The 18115-nt window shown below is 68.1% G+C and carries 17 protein-coding genes; 10 read left to right on the top strand and 7 right to left on the bottom strand.

The annotated features are described in order from the left end of the window. Positions 1–190 precede the first annotated feature (190 nt). Positions 191–718, bottom strand: coding sequence for a hypothetical protein (locus ACTHL9_RS18145; protein WP_440520666.1), 528 nt, complete (start codon positions 716–718; stop codon positions 191–193). 355 nt (positions 719–1073) lie between these two features. Between ACTHL9_RS18145 and ACTHL9_RS18140 the strand changes: the two genes are divergently transcribed. Next, positions 1074–1724, top strand: a complete 651-nt coding sequence (locus tag ACTHL9_RS18140; RefSeq protein ID WP_440520665.1) for a response regulator — start codon at positions 1074–1076, stop codon at positions 1722–1724. 50 nt (positions 1725–1774) lie between these two features. On the opposite strand, the gene ACTHL9_RS18135 is transcribed toward ACTHL9_RS18140, so the two are convergent. Then, entirely contained in the window at positions 1775–3475 is a 1701-nt protein-coding gene (locus ACTHL9_RS18135; protein WP_440520664.1) for a GAF domain-containing sensor histidine kinase, read from the bottom strand. 293 nt (positions 3476–3768) lie between these two features. Here ACTHL9_RS18135 and ACTHL9_RS18130 point away from each other — a divergent pair, with 293 nt between their 5' ends. The 5 genes from ACTHL9_RS18130 to ACTHL9_RS18110 all read left to right on the top strand — a co-directional run bounded on the left by ACTHL9_RS18130 (position 3769) and on the right by ACTHL9_RS18110 (position 9193). Beyond that, the gene (locus ACTHL9_RS18130) at positions 3769–4521 is read left to right on the top strand and encodes an IclR family transcriptional regulator (RefSeq protein WP_440520663.1); all 753 of its coding nucleotides are present in this window, start codon (positions 3769–3771) and stop codon (positions 4519–4521) included. A 58-nt stretch (positions 4522–4579) separates the two neighbouring features. Beyond that, complete coding sequence (locus tag ACTHL9_RS18125; RefSeq protein WP_440520662.1) at positions 4580–5770, top strand: 4-hydroxybenzoate 3-monooxygenase; 1191 nt, start codon at positions 4580–4582, stop codon at positions 5768–5770. Between the two features lie 180 nt (positions 5771–5950). Next, a complete protein-coding gene (locus ACTHL9_RS18120) occupies positions 5951–6424 on the top strand; it encodes a carboxymuconolactone decarboxylase family protein (RefSeq protein ID WP_440520661.1) in 474 nt (157 codons plus the stop codon). Positions 6425–6561: 137 nt separating this feature from the next. Next, entirely contained in the window at positions 6562–7188 is a 627-nt protein-coding gene (locus ACTHL9_RS18115; RefSeq protein WP_440520660.1) for a PadR family transcriptional regulator, read from the top strand. Between the two features lie 70 nt (positions 7189–7258). Next, the gene (locus ACTHL9_RS18110) at positions 7259–9193 is read left to right on the top strand and encodes an ABC transporter ATP-binding protein (protein WP_440520659.1); all 1935 of its coding nucleotides are present in this window, start codon (positions 7259–7261) and stop codon (positions 9191–9193) included. Positions 9194–9305: 112 nt separating this feature from the next. Here the strand turns inward: ACTHL9_RS18110 and ACTHL9_RS18105 are convergent, their stop codons facing one another. After that, positions 9306–10118, bottom strand: coding sequence for a transposase (locus ACTHL9_RS18105; RefSeq protein ID WP_440520658.1), 813 nt, complete (start codon positions 10116–10118; stop codon positions 9306–9308). Positions 10119–10348: 230 nt separating this feature from the next. Continuing rightward, on the bottom strand, positions 10349–10753 hold the full coding sequence (locus ACTHL9_RS18100) for a hypothetical protein (RefSeq protein WP_440406357.1): 405 nt from the start codon (positions 10751–10753) through the stop codon (positions 10349–10351). Positions 10754–10904: 151 nt separating this feature from the next. On the opposite strand from ACTHL9_RS18100, the gene rlmN reads away from it, so the two are divergent. Both rlmN and ACTHL9_RS18090 read left to right on the top strand, forming a co-directional pair. Continuing rightward, on the top strand, positions 10905–12122 hold the full coding sequence (gene rlmN / locus ACTHL9_RS18095) for a 23S rRNA (adenine(2503)-C(2))-methyltransferase RlmN (protein ID WP_440406356.1): 1218 nt from the start codon (positions 10905–10907) through the stop codon (positions 12120–12122). A 7-nt stretch (positions 12123–12129) separates the two neighbouring features. Next, positions 12130–13287, top strand: a complete 1158-nt coding sequence (locus ACTHL9_RS18090) for an FUSC family protein (protein WP_440520657.1) — start codon at positions 12130–12132, stop codon at positions 13285–13287. A 41-nt stretch (positions 13288–13328) separates the two neighbouring features. Here ACTHL9_RS18090 and ACTHL9_RS18085 read toward each other — a convergent pair whose 3' ends face one another. From ACTHL9_RS18085 to ACTHL9_RS18075, 3 genes are read right to left on the bottom strand one after another with little or no spacing between them, the layout of a single operon-like run. Continuing rightward, positions 13329–14753, bottom strand: a complete 1425-nt coding sequence (locus ACTHL9_RS18085; RefSeq protein ID WP_440520656.1) for a dihydroorotase — start codon at positions 14751–14753, stop codon at positions 13329–13331. Between the two features lie 14 nt (positions 14754–14767). Then, the gene (locus tag ACTHL9_RS18080) at positions 14768–15682 is read right to left on the bottom strand and encodes an acetamidase/formamidase family protein (RefSeq protein WP_440520655.1); all 915 of its coding nucleotides are present in this window, start codon (positions 15680–15682) and stop codon (positions 14768–14770) included. Beyond that, complete coding sequence (locus tag ACTHL9_RS18075; RefSeq protein ID WP_440520654.1) at positions 15679–16641, bottom strand: branched-chain amino acid transaminase; 963 nt, start codon at positions 16639–16641, stop codon at positions 15679–15681. Before ACTHL9_RS18075 ends, ACTHL9_RS18080 begins: the two co-directional genes overlap by 4 nt. Before the next feature lie 197 nt (positions 16642–16838). On the opposite strand from ACTHL9_RS18075, the gene ACTHL9_RS18070 reads away from it, so the two are divergent. Beyond that, positions 16839–17726: an ABC transporter permease gene (locus tag ACTHL9_RS18070; RefSeq protein WP_440520653.1), complete on the top strand. Its 888-nt coding sequence runs from the start codon at positions 16839–16841 to the stop codon at positions 17724–17726. After that, a partial coding sequence (locus ACTHL9_RS18065; RefSeq protein WP_440520652.1) for an ATP-binding cassette domain-containing protein occupies positions 17723–18115 on the top strand: 393 nt, incomplete at its 3' end. The genes ACTHL9_RS18070 and ACTHL9_RS18065, both read left to right, overlap by 4 nt.

Below are 18115 nucleotides of genomic sequence, written 5' to 3'. Positions count from 1 at the left end.
GCCGCGCCACCCCCGGCGGCCCCGGGCCCGCCCCGCGCCCTCCCACCCTCCCTCCCCCGCGCCCCCGCTTTTGGCCGGCTTGGGGGGGGGGCCCCCCCCCCCCCCCCCACACCCCCCGACAATTGCGTGGGGCGTCGTGGTGTTTAAGCCCGCGGGGCGTCGCCATTGTCGACCCGCGGGCGGTCTGTCTTCAGGCGAGCCCGAGGAAAGCTTCGAGGATCCCAAAGGCCCGCTCTGCGCGGCGGAGGGGATCCGGCCTGTCCTGCAGACGGCCGAGGAGCACGCCATTGTGGCGGAGCCGATGCCTGGCGCGATTCAGGGCAGAGCGGGCGACGACGACATCGCCTGGGTGCCGGAGGATCGGCAGGGTCGCTCCCTGCATCGAGCGGAGTCCGACGGCGGCCGCGTTGGCTTCATCTTGGCGGCCCGCCCTGCGGTGCTCGCGCAACTCCGAGGCGAAGCCGTCCCACACCTCGAGCGCACCGATGCGGACGACCTCAGTTCGTGCTTCCTCGTCGGTCAGGCCCTGCTGCACGAGCACAAGACGGAGGCGTTCCCAGCGCGGGACCACGTCGTCCTCGCGAGGTTCTCGCGCATGCGGCCCCGGGGAGTGAAGGGGCGCAGGGCCCTTGGGCATGTGGTTCGAAGGATGGGCCGCCATGCTTGCACGGCGGGCAGAATCGTTGCGGTCGTTACGGGCCATCGGTTCAGCGGACATCTTTCCCGCTCCTTTCCCGACTGCCCCGACTCGTCGTTGGGCAGGGCAGCCTCAGGGGTACATCGTCGAACTCTTTCCGCGAAGGCTCCAGGTTCTCGAAGCGGCGGATCCAGCTCCCTCGGCCTCGCACTCTGAGGACCCGATCGGAAACCTCCAACAGGATCTCGAAATCAGGTCCGGGACCTATAGGGCTAAAAGTCCCTATCTCGTTTGCAGAGTTTCATGTGACGCACACCACTGCGGGGGAACTGGGGTGACCGCTGACTTTGGTCCCTATCGGAGGCTCACAGTGGGGACCCAGAATGGGAGTTTGTTGCTCTGGTGGGCTGGGGGGAGAAGCGAGGTGCGGGAGTACATGGAAGCTGTCGGCGAGGGAATCCGGGTCTTCATCCTGGACGACCATGAACTGGTCAGGCAGGGCTTGAGGGACCTTCTCGAGCATGAGGGCATGGAGATTGTCGGGGAAAGCGAGTCGGCGCACGAGGCCGCCCGGCGAATCCCCGCCCTCAAACCGCACGTGGCTGTGCTCGACGGCCGCCTCGCCGACGGCACGGGCATCGAGGTGTGCCGCGAGGTGCGTTCGGTCGACCCGCACATCCGCTGCCTCATCCTGACGAGCTACGACGACGAGCAGGCGATGCGGGCCGCAGTGCTCGCAGGGGCCTCCGGCTACGTGCTCAAGCAAATCCGCAACCACGATTTGGCGAATGCCATCCGCCGGGCTGCGGCCGGTGAATCGCTCTTCGCACCGGGCATCAAGGAGTCGGTCGTGAGCGGCCTGACCCATGAGGACGTGTCCGATCCTCTCCTCGACACCCTCAGCCCCCAAGAGCGCCGTGTGCTGCACCTCATCGGCCAAGGGCTGACGAACCGGCAGATCGGTGAGGAGCTGTTCCTCGCGGAGAAGACGGTCAAGAACTACGTCTCGTCGCTGCTGGCGAAGCTCGGGTTCGAGCGCAGGACGCAGGCCGCGCTCTATCTGGCGCAGGCGGGCCAGATGCACTGATCCCGTTCTCGCCGGCAGCTATCAGTGTCGGCAGCCATCAGTGTCGGCAGCTATGAGATCGTCGGGAGCGGCACCTTCCACCTGATCGTGGTGCCGCGGCCCGGTGCGCTCACCACTTCACTCGTTCCGTTGAGCACGAACGCGCGATGTTCGATGTTGGCGAGCCCGCTGGTCCGGGTGGGTGCTTCGAACCCCCGTCCGTCGTCTTCGACGACGAGTTCCACGATGCCGTCCTCATGGCTCAGGTCGACGCTCACGGTGCGCGCCCCCGAGTGCCGCACAACGTTGCTGAGGGCTTCCGTGACGACGGCGACGAGTTGCCGGGCGATGGGCGACGGGATCTCGTCGAGGTTTCCGCTCACGCTGATCCGCGGCTTGATCCCCGTGCTGTGCAGACGTTCTTGAACGGTGTTGAGGAAAGTCCGGGAGAAGGACTCCTCTGCATTCTCCTCCGTGCGCAGCGAGTAGATGGTGTTCCGGAGCTCGCGGATCGTCTCGTCAAGCTCCTCGGTCACCTTGTTGATCCGCGCCTCCGCGGTGGGGTCCGTCACGAAGCGGCGGAGGTTCTGGACGCTCAGCCCCGCGGCGAACAGCCGCTGGATGACGAGGTCGTGCAAGTCCTGGGCGATCCGGTCGCGGTCGAAGGAGAGGAGAGCCTCCTCCCGCTGCCTGTTGGCGCGGTTCAGGTCGAGCGCGAGTCCCACGTGGGAGCCGAAGGCGGCGGAGGAATCAAGGTCCGACGGCGGGTAGGGTCCCGTTCCGGCCGACCGGGCAAGGAGCAGGAGGCGATTGCCGACCGCGCTGTGGCCGAGGGGCACCGCGAGCACGCACCCGAGTTTGTCCGACGCTTCGATGCCGAAGACATCCGACGCGTCCGGGATGATGACCGGGCCGCCCCTCTCGTCGACCTTCTGCAATGTGGGGGAGAAGTCGATCTGCTCTCCGGCGGAGAGGGCGAGTGTACCGATGGCGGTCCGCATCTGGAGCTCGCCGTCTTCGACGCGCGCGATCACGGCCAGCACGGAGTCTGAGGCGCGCAGGGCGTGATCGGCCACCAGATCGAGGTCCTCCGAGGCGTCGAGGTCCTCGAACGGGACAAGGTTTGCGGACGGGAGGCTTCCGCGGGTGATCAGCTGGGTGCTGGCCTCCAGTCCGGCTTCGAGCCACCGCTGGCGGCGGCGGCTCTCCTCGAACAGCCGTGCGTTCTGGATGGCCACCCCTGCGGCCGCGGCGAAGGCGGCGGCCAGCTCCTCGTCCTCCACGGTGAAGTCCTCGCCGTCGTCCTTCCCCATGAGGAAGAGGTTTCCGAAGACGGCCTCGCGGACGCGGATGGGAACGCCGAGGAACGTGGTGGTCGCGGGGTGATCCTCCGGGATCCCCTCGGCGGCCAGGTGCTCATGCAGATTGTGGAGCCGGAGCGGTTTGGGGTCGCGGATCAGTTCGGCGAGGACGCCGTCATCCATGGGGAGGGACCCGAGAAGCTGGGCATCGTCGTCGACCCCGGAAGCCACGAAATCGCTCAGGGTGGCATCCTCGCTGATCACAGCGAGAGCGCTGTAGCGCGCTCCCACCAGCTCGCGCGCCGATTGGACCACGCGCTCGAGCACGGATTGGAGGGTCAGATCTTCGGCGATGGAGATGACGGCCGCCAGCAGGCCGTTCATGTGCTCCTGGAGCCGCATGAGTTCCTCGGCCCTCGAGACGAACTCTTTCAAGAGGCCATTGAGTCGGCGGGGTAGACGGTCGGGCATGGGACAACCTCCGGTGAAGGCATCGATTCCTCTGCCAGAGCAGGGCCGGAACGGACGGCACGGGTCTGGGCAACGGGATCGGCCGCGCGAGCGCGGTGTGGACCTGCAACAGTTCCCTGCGGGCTGCTTCACTGGGGCGGCCCCCGAGGGGACCTTGCTGTCAAATCTCGAATGAACGAACGGACAGGACCAGTCTCGCCGAACAGGGCCGCAACGGAAAGGGCATGTTGCGGGACAGCGTCATGGAAAGGCAAGGTAATTCCAAGCTTCCGTTCAACAGAATTCGAGGTCGTATGGCGAATTCCTCCTCCGGCGACTCGGTGATTGACCGCGTTGTCCGCATTCTCGAGGCGTTTCCCGAGGGCGTTGCCTCGCTTCCGCTGACCGAACTGGCCGACCGCTCGGGGCTTCCGCTCACGAGCGCCCACCGTCTCGTCGGCCAGCTGGCCGAGCACCGGCTCCTCGAGCAGGCGCCGGGAGGGAAGGTCCAACTCGGGCTGCGGCTGTGGGAGCTCGTCAACCGCAACTCGCCCATCCTGCTCCTGCGGCAGGCCGCCCTGCCGTTCATGGACGACATCCATCAGGTGCTCAATCAGAACGTCAACCTCGCGGTCCTCCAGGGCGACGACGTCCTCTTCGTCGAGCGGCTATCGCGCCGTGGGTCGGTGGCCAACCGGGCGAAGGTCGCCGGGCGGATGCCCGTGCACGTCTCGTCCGCGGGCGTTGCGCTCATGTCCGGCCAGCCGCGTTCGGTGCAGAACTCGTACCTCGGACGCTTCCGGGACCCCACGGGCAAGGTCGACGCAGACCATGTCCGGCGGCTGCTCGCCACGGCGTCGGAGCGCGGCTACGCGGAGCTCGCGGGGGTCGTCGACCCCGACACGTGGGGCATCGCGGTGCCCATCGAGTACCGTCAGCGTCGCACGGTTGCGGCGATCGGCGTCGTCGTTCCCCTTGCCGAGGTGCGAATCCACCAGATCGTGCCGGCGCTCCGGACCGCCGCCCTGGGAATCGGGCGGCAGCTCGGAGGCACCTCCGCGTCATAGGTTCCGTTGAACGGAAAGCACATGTCGCCGTCGTCGTGATTCGGCGCACACTCGAGGCATGAGCGAACGCAAAACTCACAAGACCCAGGTGGCCATCATGGGTGCTGGCCCCGCCGGGCTCATGCTGTCCCATCTTCTCTACAAGGCCGGCATTGAAAGCACCGTTGTGGAGATCCGCAGCCGCGAGGCGATCTCCCACACCATCCGCGCGGGCATTCTCGAGGCGGGCTCGGTGGACCTTCTGGTCGACTCTGGCGTCGACAACGTGCTCCGCAACGGGCACGAGCATGAGGGTACCGAGTTCCGCGTCAACGGCGAGGGCCACCGCATCGACTTCAAGGGGCTCACCGGCCAGTCCGTGTGGCTGTACCCACAGAACGACGTGTTCGACGACCTTGCCGCCCAGCGCGCGGCCGACGGAGGCGACATCCGCTACTCGTGCTCCGACACGGAAGTGTCCGACCTCCTGGGTCGCCCGAAGGTGCGCTTCCGCGACGTCGACGGCCAGGACTGGGAGATCGAGGCCGAGATCCTGGTGGGCGCGGACGGCTCGCGCTCGCACTGCCGCTTCCAGATTCCCGAGGCGGAGCGGACGTGGTACTTCAACGAGTACCCGTTCGCGTGGTTCGGCATCCTCACCGACGCCCCGCGCAGTGCGCCCGAGCTGATCTACGCGAACTCCGCGCACGGCTTCGCGCTCATCAGCCAGCGCACCGACACGATGCAGCGCATGTACTTCCAATGCGACCCCAAGACCAACCCGGCCGATTGGACCGACGAGCAGATCTGGGAGCAGCTGCGGCTGCGCGTGAACGGCAACGGCTTCGCGCTCAAGGAGGGGCCGATCACGGACAAAGTCGTCCTGCCGTTCCGCTCGTTTGTTCACACGCCGATGCGCCACGGGAACCTCTTCCTCGCCGGCGACGCCGCGCACACCGTTCCGCCCACCGGCGCGAAAGGCCTCAACCTCGCCCTGCACGACGTGAAGCTCCTGTTCGAGAGCCTCGACTCGTACTTCAAGACCGGTTCCTCCGCGCTCATCGACACTTATTCGGACCGAGCGCTCGACCGCGTGTGGAAGGCCCAGTACTTCTCCTACTGGATGACGACCCTGCTGCACACCGTTCCCGGCGAGGACAACCACGCGTTCTTCCGGGCGCGTCAGCTCGGCGAGCTGCGGTCGCTCCTCGAATCGGAGCACGGCCGCGCGTACATCGCCGAGTGCTACACGGGGTGGCAGGGGAAGTAGACCGCTTGCGCCAGCCGCGAGGGGCCCCGTTCCGGCGGGGGCCTCTCCTGTTGCGCCGTCACCTTTGCTGGGTGAGGGCTCACCTTCTCCCTTTGGGACCCTGCGGATCTGACGGCGCAACCGGGGAGGACCCTGCGGATCTGACGGCGCAAGCTGGCGGGGCAGTGAAAGGATGCGACTATGACCGACGCAGCCAGCACCCGCACGTCCTTCTATCTCGACAAAGCCGACCCGGCCTCGTGGAAGGCGCTCAATGCGCTGGCGGCGGCCGTGCGCGAGGCGACGGCGGCGGCAGGGGTGGGGCGGGACGTCGTCGAACTCGCGAATGTGCGCATCTCCCAGCTGAACGGATGCGCCTATTGTCTGGACCTCCACATCCGCCTCGCGGAGGAGGCGGGCGTCGCCCCGGTGAAGCTGCGGGTGCTGACGGCGTGGAGGGAGACGTCGATCTTCACGGAGGAGGAGGAAGCCGCACTCACGATCGCCGAGGCCGTGACGCTCCTGCCCGACGAGGATGAGCGGGTCGCGTCGCTCGAGTCGGCGCGGTTTGTCCTTGGCGACCAGGCCTACGCGGCCCTGTGCTGGGCGGCGTCGACCATGAACACGTTCAATCGCGTCTCCATCGTGAGTCGGCACAGGGTGCGGAAGCCCTGACCTTCAGCCTTCGAGGCCCCGCATGCTCCGGCGTGCGGGGCCTCTTCTTTTCTCTTGTTCTTCGACAGTCAGCGATATATCGTTAATTACCGGCGCTCGAATCGAGGCCGGTTGGCTATCGATCCCAGGAGGACGCCATGCACGGGCATCCAGAACATCACCATCACGAAGGCCGCGGCTTCGGGCCGGGCGGGCCGGGCGGATCCGGAGGATTCGGCCCCGGCGGCTTCGGGCCGGGATTCGGCCGCGGATTTGGCCGTGGCTTCGGACCCGGCTTCGGTCCAGGCCGCGACTTCCCGCCGGGCTTCGGACCGCGCGGGGGACGCCGGGCCAGCCGTGGAGACATCCGGGCGATGATCCTGTCGCTGTTGTCCGAGGCTCCGTCTACGGGCTACGGCATCATCCAGGCAGCCGCGGAGAAGACCAACGGGGAGTGGCGGCCCAGCCCGGGTTCGGTCTACCCCACCCTTCAGCAGCTCGTCGACGAAGAGCTCGTGGAGCAGGCTGGCGAGGGCAAGCGCACGGAATACAGGCTGACCGAGGCAGGGCGCGCCTATGTCGCCGACCATGCCGAGGAGCTTCAGCGGGCCTGGGAGGCGGCGTCGGGACGCAGCGAGGCCTCGGACGCGCTCGTCGAGAGCGCCAAGAAATTCATGGGCGTACTCCACCAGTTCCGCATCGCCGCGACCGACGAGCAGCGCGTCAAGGCCGCCGCCACCCTGGACGAGGCGCGCAAGGCGCTCTACCTCATCCTCGCGGAATAGGCGCACTATCAGTCAGTAGGCCGCATTATCAGTCAGTAGGCAAAGCACCAACACGTCCCGAAGGAGGCCCATGGCCCAGATGGCACCCGGGCGACCGCCCGTCGTCGGGCGCGGCGGTCGCATCTCCGGCGGGGACGTGGCGCTGCAGAAGAAGCTCAACGCCGAGGCACCGCGCATCCCGCACCTGCTCCGGCGCATCGCGGAACTCTTCAAGCCACATCGTGGCTCGCTCGCGCTCACCGTTGTCCTGGTGTTGATCGGGGCCGCGCTCTCTGTGGCCCCGCCGCTGCTCACTCAGAGGACGTTCGACGACGGCCTCTTCCCTCGCGCTGGTCATCCGGACGTCCCGCGGTTGGTTGAGCTGGTGGGCCTCATGGTGGCGGTCTACGTCGTGTCCGCGCTCCTGGGGGTGTGGCAGACCTACCTGACGTCGACGGTGGGCAACTCCGTGATGGGCGCGCTCCGCGTACGGCTGTTCAGCCATCTCCAGTCCATGGAGCTGAGCTTCTTCACCCGCACGAAGACGGGCGTGATCCAGTCCCGGCTCCAGAACGACGTCGGAGGGGTGGCCAATGTGCTGTCCAATACGGTGTCGGGAGTCGTGGGGAACATCGTGACCGTCATGGCGGCCTTCGTCGCCATGGTCGCGCTGAATTGGCAGCTGACGGTCATCGCCGTCGTCCTCATGCCGTTCCTGGTGATCGCGCAGCGGAGAGTGGGCCAAGTGCGCGCGCGGATTGCCACGAAGACGCAGGAATCGCTCTCGGACATGACGGCGATTACGCAGGAGTCGCTCAGCGTGTCCGGCATCCTGCTGTCCAAGAGCTTCAACCGCCAGCCGGACGAGATTGAGCGGTATTCGGCGGAGAACAAGAATCTCGTGGGACTGCAGGTGCGGCAGACGATGAGCGGGCAGTACTTCTTCGCGCTCGTGAGCATCTTCCTGTCCTCGATCCCGGCGCTCGTGTACCTCGTGTCGGGGATCCTTCTGGCCGGGGGCACCGTCAGCATCACGGCCGGCACGATTGTCGCCTTCACTACGGTCCAGGCGCGGCTCCTCTTCCCGCTCATCGCGATCATGCGCGTGGCCCTGGACCTTCAGACATCGGGCGCGCTGTTCGCGCGCATCTTCGAATACCTCGACCTTCGCCCCGCGATCACCGATGCCCCGGGCGCTGTGCCCCTTCCCGCCGGTTCACCGCGGCTTGGCGAGGTGGAGTTCGACGGCGTGACCTTCCGCTACCCGGATGCGCGCGGCGAGGAGCGGGCCACTCTTCAGGACGTCTCGTTCCGCGTGGAGCGCGGGCAGTTCGCCGCCTTCGTGGGGCCGAGCGGCGCGGGCAAGACGACGGTCTCCTATCTCATCCCGCGCTTCTACGAGGCAAGTTCGGGGACGGTGAGGTTCGCTGGACGGGATGTGCGCGAGATTGAGCGCGAGTCGCTCATGAGCCACATCGGCGTGGTGAGCCAGGAGACGTACCTGTTCCACGCGACGATCGCGGAGAACCTCCGCTACGCGAAGGTCGACGCGACGCAGGCCGAGCTCGAAGCTGCCGCCCGGTCGGCGAATATCCACGAGACGATCATGGCTTTTCCGGACGGGTATGACACCGTGGTCGGGGAGCGCGGCTACCGACTCTCCGGCGGGGAAAAGCAGCGCATCGCCATTGCGCGGGTGCTGCTCAAGGACCCCGAGGTGCTGGTCCTCGACGAGGCGACGAGCTCGCTCGACACGATCTCGGAGCGGGTGGTCCAGAAGGCGCTCGACGCGGCGTCCCACGGCCGCACGACCATCGCGATCGCGCACCGGCTCTCGACCGTCGTCGGCGCCGATGTGATCTACGTTGTGGATGGGGGCCGGATCGTCGAGAACGGAACGCACTCCGAGCTCCTGGCACTCGGGGGAGCGTACGCGCGGCTCTACGTGGAGCAGGCCGCGCAGCCGTCTCAGGCCCAGGCCCCGGCCAAGGCCCAAGCCCAAACCTCGTCCGCCCCCCACCCCTAACCGTTCCGGGTGCAGATACTGCCTCTGTTTGGCCCTTCCGGGTGCAGATACTGCCTCTTTGAGGGCGTCCACCCGTGAGTTTGTGTACCCGAAACGCCTGAGGCGGTCGCTGTCAAGCTGCTTGGAGTCGGTTCGGGGCTGTTTGTTGGGGTGGGTCGGTGAGGTTGATGCCGACGGTACCTGGCGGGGCGGGGGTCTGGGGCCGGCGGTGGAAGCGTTCGGGGTGGGCGTCGTGGTACGCCTGGTTCGCTTGGTCGCGTCGGGCCCATTGCTCGCGCCAGCTCCCGTCGTGGACGTTGGCGGGGGCGAAGAGGGCGATCCCGGAGTGGCGGTGGCGGGTGTTGTACCAGGGGACGTATTCGCTGACCCAGGCGCGCGCTGCGGGGAGGTCCTGGAAGGTCGCGGGGTAGTTGGGCCGGTACTTCATGGTGCGGAACTCCGACTCGGAGAAGGGGTTGTCGTTGGAGACGCGGGGGCGGTTGTGCGTCCTTTCGATCCCGTGCCGTTCGAGGAGGTCCGCAAGCAGGTTGGAGCGCATCGCGGGGCCCGAGTCGGCGTGCACTGCCCGGGGGCGGCCGTGGCGGGCGAAGGCGGCTTCGAACATCTCCACGGCGAGGTGGTCGGCCTCGCGTTCCTCCACGCGCCAGCCCACGATCATGCGGGAGTAGATGTCGATGATGGAGTAGGCCTTGTACGCCTTCCCGCGCCAGGGCGAGCGCAGGTCGGTGATGTCCCAGCTCCACACCTGCCCGGGGCCGGTGGCCTCGTGGACCGGGGCCTGGCGGGCGCCGGTCCCGCGGCTGCCCGTGGCCGGAATCGTCGGGCGCGCGCCCTGGTCCTGGATGCCGGCCGCGATGCGCCACCAGGAGCGGCGCGAGGCGAGCATCATGCCCTCGTCCCACGCGGCGGCGAACGCGTGGTCCACGGAGTTGCCCTGCTCCCAGGCGGCTGTGACTCTGGCCGCGACCGCGGCCCGGTCGGCGGCGCCGATCCTCGACGGGTAGGCCCTGTCCCTCTGATGGATCGGTTCGGGCGCCCGGGGGCGGGGGCTGTGCCGGTAGTGCCACGTCGAGCGTGAGATCCCGGAGATTGCCAGGGCCTGGCGCTGGGAGCCTGTCGAGCGGGTGAGCGCGGCGACGAGGTCGTCCTCCGCGTTCAGGAACCGGACGGATCGGTCCTCGTCGGGCCGGTCCCGGGCCCTTGCTCGTTCATCGCGTGCAAGAGCCCGATAGCTTTTCCCAGGGCGGCGTTGGTCTCCTCGAGCTCGCGGACGCGAGCGTTCAGCTTCGCCAGCTCTGCCTCCTGCGCGGCCCGCTCGGCTGCGCGAGCCTTCTCCAGTGCGGTCCGCCGACGCGGTGGAACAGTCATAGGACTACCTTCCCGCGGGATGAGGCCCCGGTCGAGGTCGCCCTCGTACACTGCATTCCGCCACCGCCGGATCCAGTCCGCCTTCAGGCCCCGCCCCGCCAGCCACGCGCCCTTGTGCCCGTGCCGAACCAGCTCGTACTCGTGGACGAGCTCACGGACCTCCTCCACCGTCCTGCCCAGAATGATCGACACCCTCTACTCCTTCGCGGACCGGGAACTGACTCACAACCAGCTTGGCAAAGAGGGAGGGGTGCAGTATCTGTACCCGAAACGGGGGGTGGGAGAGGGGAATCATAGTGCCCCGATTGGGAATCACGAAAACCCGCGTGGGATGATGGACAGGATGACTTCCCCCACGCGAACCCCGGACACCACCCCTGCCGATCGTGAGGCGCGCCCCCAGGTGCGCCCTGCAGCAGAAGGCTGGGAGCAGCAGCGCACCCCGGAGGGCCGCCCGCTGCTCCAGTTCGCGTCCCCGCGAGTGAAGCAGCCGCCGCAGCACCTCGCGGACCTGACGCTCGCGGAGCGCCAGGCGAAGCTCAAGGAACTCGGCCTCCCCGCGTTCCGGGCAAAGCAGCTCAGCGCGCATTACTTCCAGCACTGGACCACGGAACCCGAGCGCATGAGCGACCTGCCGAAGGCCGGCCGCGAGGAGCTCGTCGAGGCGATGTTCCCGCCGCTGCTCACCGAGGTCCGCCGCCTGCGCACCGACGACGGCAACACCATCAAGTTCCTCTGGCGCCTCTTCGACGGGGCTCTCGTGGAGTCCGTCCTCATGCGCTACCCCGGCCGCATCACGCTGTGCGTGTCGTCCCAGGCGGGCTGCGGCATGAACTGCCCCTTCTGCGCGACCGGCCAGGCGGGCCTCACGCGCAACATGTCGACGGCGGAAATCGTCGATCAGGTCGTCGCGGCGAACCGGGTGGTTGCAGCGGGGGAGCTGGGGGTGGCCGAGCACGCCGATGAGCGAGTCACCAACATCGTCTTCATGGGCATGGGCGAACCGCTCGCGAACTACAAGCGCGTCATGGCCGCCGTCCACCGCTTCGTCGATCCCTCGCCCGAGGGGCTGGGCATGTCGGCGCGCAACATCACGCTCTCGACGGTCGGCCTCGTCCCCGCGATCCGCAAGCTCGCCGACGAGGAGCTTCCCGTCACCTTCGCGCTGTCCCTCCACGCGCCCGACGACGAGCTCCGCGACGAGCTCATCCCCGTCAACAACCGCTGGAAGGTCGACGAGGCCATCGATGCGGCGTACGACTACTTCCGCAAGACGGGCCGCCGCGTGAGCATCGAGTACGCGCTCATCAAGGACATGAACGATCACGCGTGGCGGGCCGCGCTCCTCGCGAAGAAGCTCAACAAGCGCGGCCGCGGTTGGGTCCACGTCAACCCGATCCCGCTCAACCCCACTCCCGGGTCGATCTGGACCTCGTCCGAGCCTGAGGTCCAGGACGAGTTCGTCGAGACCCTCCGCGCGGCCGGCATCCCGACGACGCTCCGCGACACCCGCGGCAAGGAGATCGACGGCGCCTGCGGCCAGCTCGCCGCAGCGGAGTAAGGGCCGAATGACGGGTCCCAGGGTTTCGGGCACTCCGGCAAGAGCGAACGACGGCGCAGCTCGCCAGCGCGGGCCGCTCGCCGTCGTCGGCCGTTTTCTCCATGAGCTGCTATTCAGCATCGGCCCCGCGAAGAACGACCATCACGCGGCGCTGCGCGCGGCGGCGGGCCTGTTCATCCCGCTCCTGACGCTCACGATCACCCATCGGCTCGACCTCGCGATCTTCGCGAACTTCGCCGCGTTCACGGGGATCTACGGGCGGAACGAGCCGCATCGAGTCCGCGTGGTGGCGCAGACGCGAGCAGGCCTGCTCATGATCGGCGTCATCCTCGCGGCCACCATCTCAGCCCGGCTCAGCCCCGGCGGGGTGCTCGGTCCGTGGGGGATCGTCGCGGGGACCACGCTCGTGGCGTGGGGGTGCAGCGTTGCTGTCGGGTACTGGAGGCTCCGGCCGGCGGGCTCGCTGTTCCACATCTTCGCCTTCGCGGCGATTGCCTCCCTGCCTCACCAGCCGCCGCTCCTGGACGCGGCGGTGACCGCCGTCGCGACGTCTCTCCTGTGCCTCGCGATCGGCCTCGCGTCGCGCGTTCATCCCGCGCGCCGGACCTCGCTCAGCTGGCAGCAGGTGCGCGCGGCATGGCGGGTGCGCCTCGGCCCGACGGAGCGCCGCGTGCTGTGGCTCGAATCCATCGGGTACTTCGTCGCGTCGGCCGTCGCCGGGGCGGCAGCTACGGCTGTCGGCCAGGCGCTCGGCTTCGGGCACAACTACTGGGCGATCGTCGCCGCCGTGGTCCCGCTCGTGGGCCACTCGACCCGCCACCGGGTAAGCCGCGGCCTCCAGCGTGTGCTGGGGACCGTCGTCGGCCTCGCGCTGCTCGCGGGGATCGCGGCGCTGCGTCCGGATCCCTGGATCATGGTGGTGCTCATCGGGCTGTGCCAGTTCGTGGTGGAGATGCTCATTGCGCGGCAGTACTTCCTCGCGCAGGTGTTCGTGGCACCGCTCGCGCTGCTCTCGACGCTCCTCGTGGCGCACACCGACCCCGGCGCCCTGCTGCATGACCGGTTCATCGACACGGCCATCGGCTCCGGGGTCGGCGTGCTGGTGGTGCTCGCGCCGCTGGTCTGGTTTCGGGTACAGATGATGCGTACCCGAAACGCTGTTTGAGGGGGAGTTGGTGCACCCGAAATGGGGGTGGCTGGGGGTCGTCAGCAGGCGGGGCGGCTCCTGACATCGGCTGAGACGCGCTGCTCCTGCAGCGTCCCGAGCGGACCGGTCTTGAGCTCGCGGTCCTCGACGACGACCTGCCCGCGCAATACCGTCATCGTTGCCCAGGCTGCGACCTCGTAGCCCTCCCACGGCGTGTAGTCGGCCTCGTGCAGATCGCTGGAGGTCACGACGCGTGCCTCGGTCGTATCCAGGACGGCGAGGTCGGCGTCGCTTCCAATCGCGATCGCGCCCTTCCGCGGATACAGGCCCAGGATCTTCGCGGCGTTCGCCGAGGTGAGGTCCACGAACCGCGTGAGGTCGAGCCCCCGCTTCGCCACCCCCTCGGTGTACGCGACGGCCATCCGCATCTCGACCCCGGCATGGCCCCCGGTCGCGTCGAGGATGGTCTTCCCGCGCGTCTTGACGTCGAGGTCCGTACACACGCCGTCGGTCGCGAGCGTGCTGAGCGCGCCCTCGAGGAGCGCGTCCCACATGGAGTCGCGGTCGTCGGCCGACTTGAGGGACGGGTAGGTGTGGTAGATCGCGCCGTTCTCCTGCCGGTAGTCGTCGGCGGTGAAGTGCGCGTAGTGCGGCAGCACCTCGCCGTACACCGGCAATCCGCGTCCGCGCGCCTCGCGGATGGCGTCGACGCCCTCGCGAGCGCTCACGTGCATGATGTAGATCGCCGCACCCACGTGCTCGGCGAGCGTGATCGCGCGCTGGAACGAGAGCTTCTCCGAGAGGTTGTTGTGCGCGTGGGACATGTACTCGAGGCCGATCTTGCCCGCGCGCTGGAGCCGCTTGTACGAGTACATGACGATGTCGTCGTCCTCGGCATGGATCGCGAGCATGGCGCCTGCCGCCGCGGTCTGCTCCATCAGGCCCCACATGTTGCCCAGATCGGTCTTCTGCCGCGGCCGGGTCGGGGTCGTGTTGGTCATCCAGACCTTGTAGCTCCCGTGTCCGGCGGCGACGGCGTCCGGGATCTGCTCGAGCACCTCGAACGGGATCTCGGGCTCCTTGAACGTCCCGTGGAGGGCGTAGTCGGTGTAGGTGCTGCCGGCCCACTCGGCGGACTTCCGGGCAAACGACTGGGACAGTTCGTCCCCGGGCTGCCAGTGGGCGAAGTCGACGAGGGTGGTGGTCCCGCCGTAGATGGCCCCCTCGCTCACGCGGTCCGGGCCGAAGCACTTGATGCCGCTCTCGGCGGCGGTCGGCAGGACGCTGTTGGTATGGACATGGGGGTCGACGCCGCCCGGCACCACGAGCTGGCCGCGCACGTCGATCGTGCGGCGGGCTTCCGCCGACGTGCCGAACTCGGGGGCGGTCAGCGAGACAATCGTGCCGTTGGCGATGCCCACATCGAGACGGCGGGGCCCCGAGGGGGTCACGACGAGGCCGTTGGTGAGGAGAAGGTCGAGCAAGGGAGCCTCCAAGGTTAGAAAGGGATTCGTGAGAAGTACCGGTCTGCCAGGCTCACCTTCACCGAGGCGCGCGCGTTGACGAGCTGCGAGACGGCGACGTCGGCCGCCGCGCTGAGCAGCATGGCCGCCTTCTCCCGCGGCCACCCACGATCGGCGACGACGAGCTGGAGCATGTCATCGAGGGCCGCCTTCGCCGCCTGGTCCAGATCATCGCCGTCGCCCAGGGTGATCACCCGGCCGTCGGAGAGGATTGCGGGCCGACGGATCGAAACGCCCGGCACCACTCGGCAGGAGAGCGTCACGGCACCTTCGACCTCGACGCCGGTGAGCGAGCATTCGCCGTCGCCCTGGGCGGCGTGGAGGTCGCCGGCGAACAGCAGCGCGCCCGGCACCTCGACGGGGAGGACGACGGCGGAGCCCGCCGTCACATCGTTGCAATCCATGTTGCCGCCGTAGGGGCCGACGGTGCTCGAGCTCGGCTCGCCGTCGGCCGGCGCCACGCCGAGCTTGCCCACCATGGGGCGCACCGGAATGGTGACCCCCTCGGCGAAGTGGACCGCGCCATCGTCGATCTCCACGACGTGCCCGAAGCGCTCGAGCGGCTCGCCGAAGCCACCACGGCCTGGGAGCGTCACCATGGCGCCGCGGTCCGCGATGCGGATGTCGTGGATCTCGACGCGGAGCGCGTCGCCCGGGCGCGCTCCACGGACGACGACGGGCCCGGTCACCGGGATCGCGCATTTCTCGTACTCGCCGGCCTCGAAGAAGCCGCCGGTCAGAAGGCTGCGCGCCTCGAGGGTGAACTGCTCGCCCTGATCGACCTCGAGGACTGGCTCGGCGAGCGCAGTAAACACCGCCGAGGTGTGCTCGAATCCGACAGAAGCGAAGCCCGCGCGCGGCGACGACGGATGGCTGAGCGTGCGGTTCATCGCGGATAGACCGGCTGCGCCCAGCCCTGGTCGGCTGCGACGCGCCCGACGACGGCGTCGAGGTACAGCCGCTGGAGCTTCCCGGTGATCTCGCCCGGCACGCCCGAGCCGATGGGCGTCCGGTCCACCGACTTGACGTGGTTGACCTCGGCGGCGCTCCCGCATACGAACACCTCGTCCGCGGAATAGAGTTCGGTGCGGTCGATCGGGCGGATGTCCACGTCGAGGCCGAGCTCGGTGCGCGCGAGGTGCAGGACGCTGTCCCGGGTGATGCCCTCGAGGATGCTGTCCGTCGTCGGCGGAGTGCAGAGCCTGCCCTTGCGGACCATGAACACGTTGTAGCCGGCCCCCTCGGCGACGTGGCCCGACTCGGTCATGAGGAGCGCGGCGTCGTAGCCGTTCCGCCGGGCCTCGAGCATCGCGAGCCGCCCGTTCTGGTAATTGGCGATGGACTTGATGCGGGGCGGCATCGACCGGTCGGAGAGGCGCGCCCAGCTGCTGATCTGCATGTCCAGGCCCGTGGCGGCGAAGTAGTTGCCCATCGGGATGGCGGCCATGAAGACGGTGGCGGGCCCTGTGTCCTCGGGCTTGCCGTCGCTCGAGTCGACGAAGACCTGGGCACGCATGTGGAGGTTGCTGCGCAGTCCGTTCGCCCGGACGAGCCCGAGGAGCTGCTCGCTGAGGGCGTCGACGTCCTGCGGCCCATCGATTTCGACGACGCGCATCGAGTCGACGAGGCGCCGCATGTGGTCGCCCACCCGGAACGCGTAGAGCTGCTGCTCGTCCTCGCTCCAGTAGGCCCGGAAGCCCTCGAACACCCCGACGCCGTACTTGAGTGTGGTGCTCAGGACGTGCAGCCGGGCGTCGGCGTAGTCGACGAGCTCGCCGTCGTGGAGGAGATACCGCACTTTTGCGGCCGGCGGTGTGGTGATCGGTACTTCTTCGCTCAGCGTGGACATGCCTCGTGGCTCCTCTTCCCAGATCTACTTCAACAACGTATGGTGTGTATCACTATATTGAAGACGCCCGGAGGACGTGTCAACGGTCGCCTTCCCGCAAAAACTGAACCCCCTCCCTGAAAAGACCAGAACGCACTAGAGTTGCGATTTCAATAAAGTGACGACGCTTTGATTCAGGAATAACCGAGGAGCCTCATATGTCCGTTCAAGGACTTCCCGGAACGTCGCCTGGGCTAAGAGCCGCTGGATGGGCCCAGCGGGGGCGCGCCATCGTGCTCTCAAGATCGAGCAATGCACTGACGGTTGCGGCGGCGGTGGTCATCATCGGACTCCCGCTCCTCGCGCTCGTGATGCCGTACCCGCACAGCCCGCTCACGCCAAACCCGAACGCGATCGCCGTCGCCCCGAACGGCACCTACTGGTTCGGCACCGACGGCAACGGGATGGACGTCTTCTCCCGGACGATCGAGGCCGCGAAGCTGGACCTGCCGATCTCGCTCGCGGCGACGGCCCTCGCGCTCGTGGTCGGCGTCCCTCTCGGCCTCTTCGCGACCAGCGGCCGCGTAGGCGACGTCATGATGCGCGTCGTGGACGCGTTCGCCGCGCTCCCCACCATCGTGATCGCCGTCGTCGGCATCCAGCTCATGGGCGGCAGCGCGCTCGACGTCGTGTTCGCCATCGCGGTCGTCGCCGCGCCCCGCTTCGTGCGGCTTTCCCGGGCCGCCGCGCTGTCGTTGCGGTCCGCGCGCTACGTCGAGGCCGCCGTCGCCATCGGCTGCTCCCCGCTGCGGGTCGCGTTCAACCACGTCTTCCGCAACGCGTACGGCGTGGTCTTGGTGCAGGCCACGCTGACGGCGGCGAACGCCCTCGGCACGATTGCCGCGCTGAACTTCCTCGGCGTCGGCTCCAAACCCCCGCAGCCAAGCTGGGGCGGCATGATCTCGGATGGGTTCAGCATGCTCATCCGCGGCGACTGGTGGGCGTCGGCCTACCCGACGCTGGCGATGCTGCTGGCCATCGGGTCGCTCAATATCCTGGCGGGCGCCCTGGAGAGCCGGATCGAGCGAGTGGAGCGGGCGCGATGAGCCTCAAGGTCAATGATCTGGTCACTGAATTCGCGACGCGGACCGCAGTGGTCGAGGCCCTTCACGGCATCTCATTCGAGGTCGGGGAGAACGAAGTCGTCGGCATCGTCGGGGAGTCCGGATCCGGCAAGTCCACGGTGGTCCGCTCCGTGATCCGCCTCCTCGTGCCGCCGGGACGGGTCGCTTCGGGCACGGTCGAGTTTGCCGGCCGCCCCCTCCTCGAGCTCCGCGAAAGCGAATTGCGGGCTATCCGCGGCAAGGACATCGGCTTCATCGCGCAGAACCCCTTCAGCGCGCTCAACCCGGTGCTCCGCCTCGAGAAGCAGTTCGCCAACATCGCCAAGGCGCATGGAGTGAAGGCCGACGACGGCGCTCGGCGTCGCGCCGTC

Source organism: Sinomonas sp. (assembly GCF_051955515.1).
In the GTDB taxonomy this organism is placed as follows: Bacteria; Actinomycetota; Actinomycetes; order Actinomycetales; family Micrococcaceae; genus Sinomonas.
This window is presented reverse-complemented; position numbering and strand designations above follow the sequence as displayed.

Coding starts and splice junctions, on each gene's coding strand:
- ACTHL9_RS18070 (WP_440520653.1), top strand. CDS start 16,839: ATGTCCGTTCAAGGACTTCCCGGAACGTCGCCTGGGCTAAGAGCCGCT.
- ACTHL9_RS18115 (WP_440520660.1), top strand. CDS start 6,562: ATGCACGGGCATCCAGAACATCACCATCACGAAGGCCGCGGCTTCGGG.
- ACTHL9_RS18135 (WP_440520664.1), bottom strand. CDS start 3,475: ATGCCCGACCGTCTACCCCGCCGACTCAATGGCCTCTTGAAAGAGTTC.
- ACTHL9_RS18130 (WP_440520663.1), top strand. CDS start 3,769: ATGGCGAATTCCTCCTCCGGCGACTCGGTGATTGACCGCGTTGTCCGC.
- ACTHL9_RS18075 (WP_440520654.1), bottom strand. CDS start 16,641: ATGTCCACGCTGAGCGAAGAAGTACCGATCACCACACCGCCGGCCGCA.
- ACTHL9_RS18090 (WP_440520657.1), top strand. CDS start 12,130: ATGACGGGTCCCAGGGTTTCGGGCACTCCGGCAAGAGCGAACGACGGC.
- ACTHL9_RS18145 (WP_440520666.1), bottom strand. CDS start 718: ATGTCCGCTGAACCGATGGCCCGTAACGACCGCAACGATTCTGCCCGC.
- ACTHL9_RS18110 (WP_440520659.1), top strand. CDS start 7,259: ATGGCCCAGATGGCACCCGGGCGACCGCCCGTCGTCGGGCGCGGCGGT.
- ACTHL9_RS18125 (WP_440520662.1), top strand. CDS start 4,580: ATGAGCGAACGCAAAACTCACAAGACCCAGGTGGCCATCATGGGTGCT.
- ACTHL9_RS18120 (WP_440520661.1), top strand. CDS start 5,951: ATGACCGACGCAGCCAGCACCCGCACGTCCTTCTATCTCGACAAAGCC.
- ACTHL9_RS18140 (WP_440520665.1), top strand. CDS start 1,074: ATGGAAGCTGTCGGCGAGGGAATCCGGGTCTTCATCCTGGACGACCAT.
- rlmN (WP_440406356.1), top strand. CDS start 10,905: ATGACTTCCCCCACGCGAACCCCGGACACCACCCCTGCCGATCGTGAG.
- ACTHL9_RS18080 (WP_440520655.1), bottom strand. CDS start 15,682: ATGAACCGCACGCTCAGCCATCCGTCGTCGCCGCGCGCGGGCTTCGCT.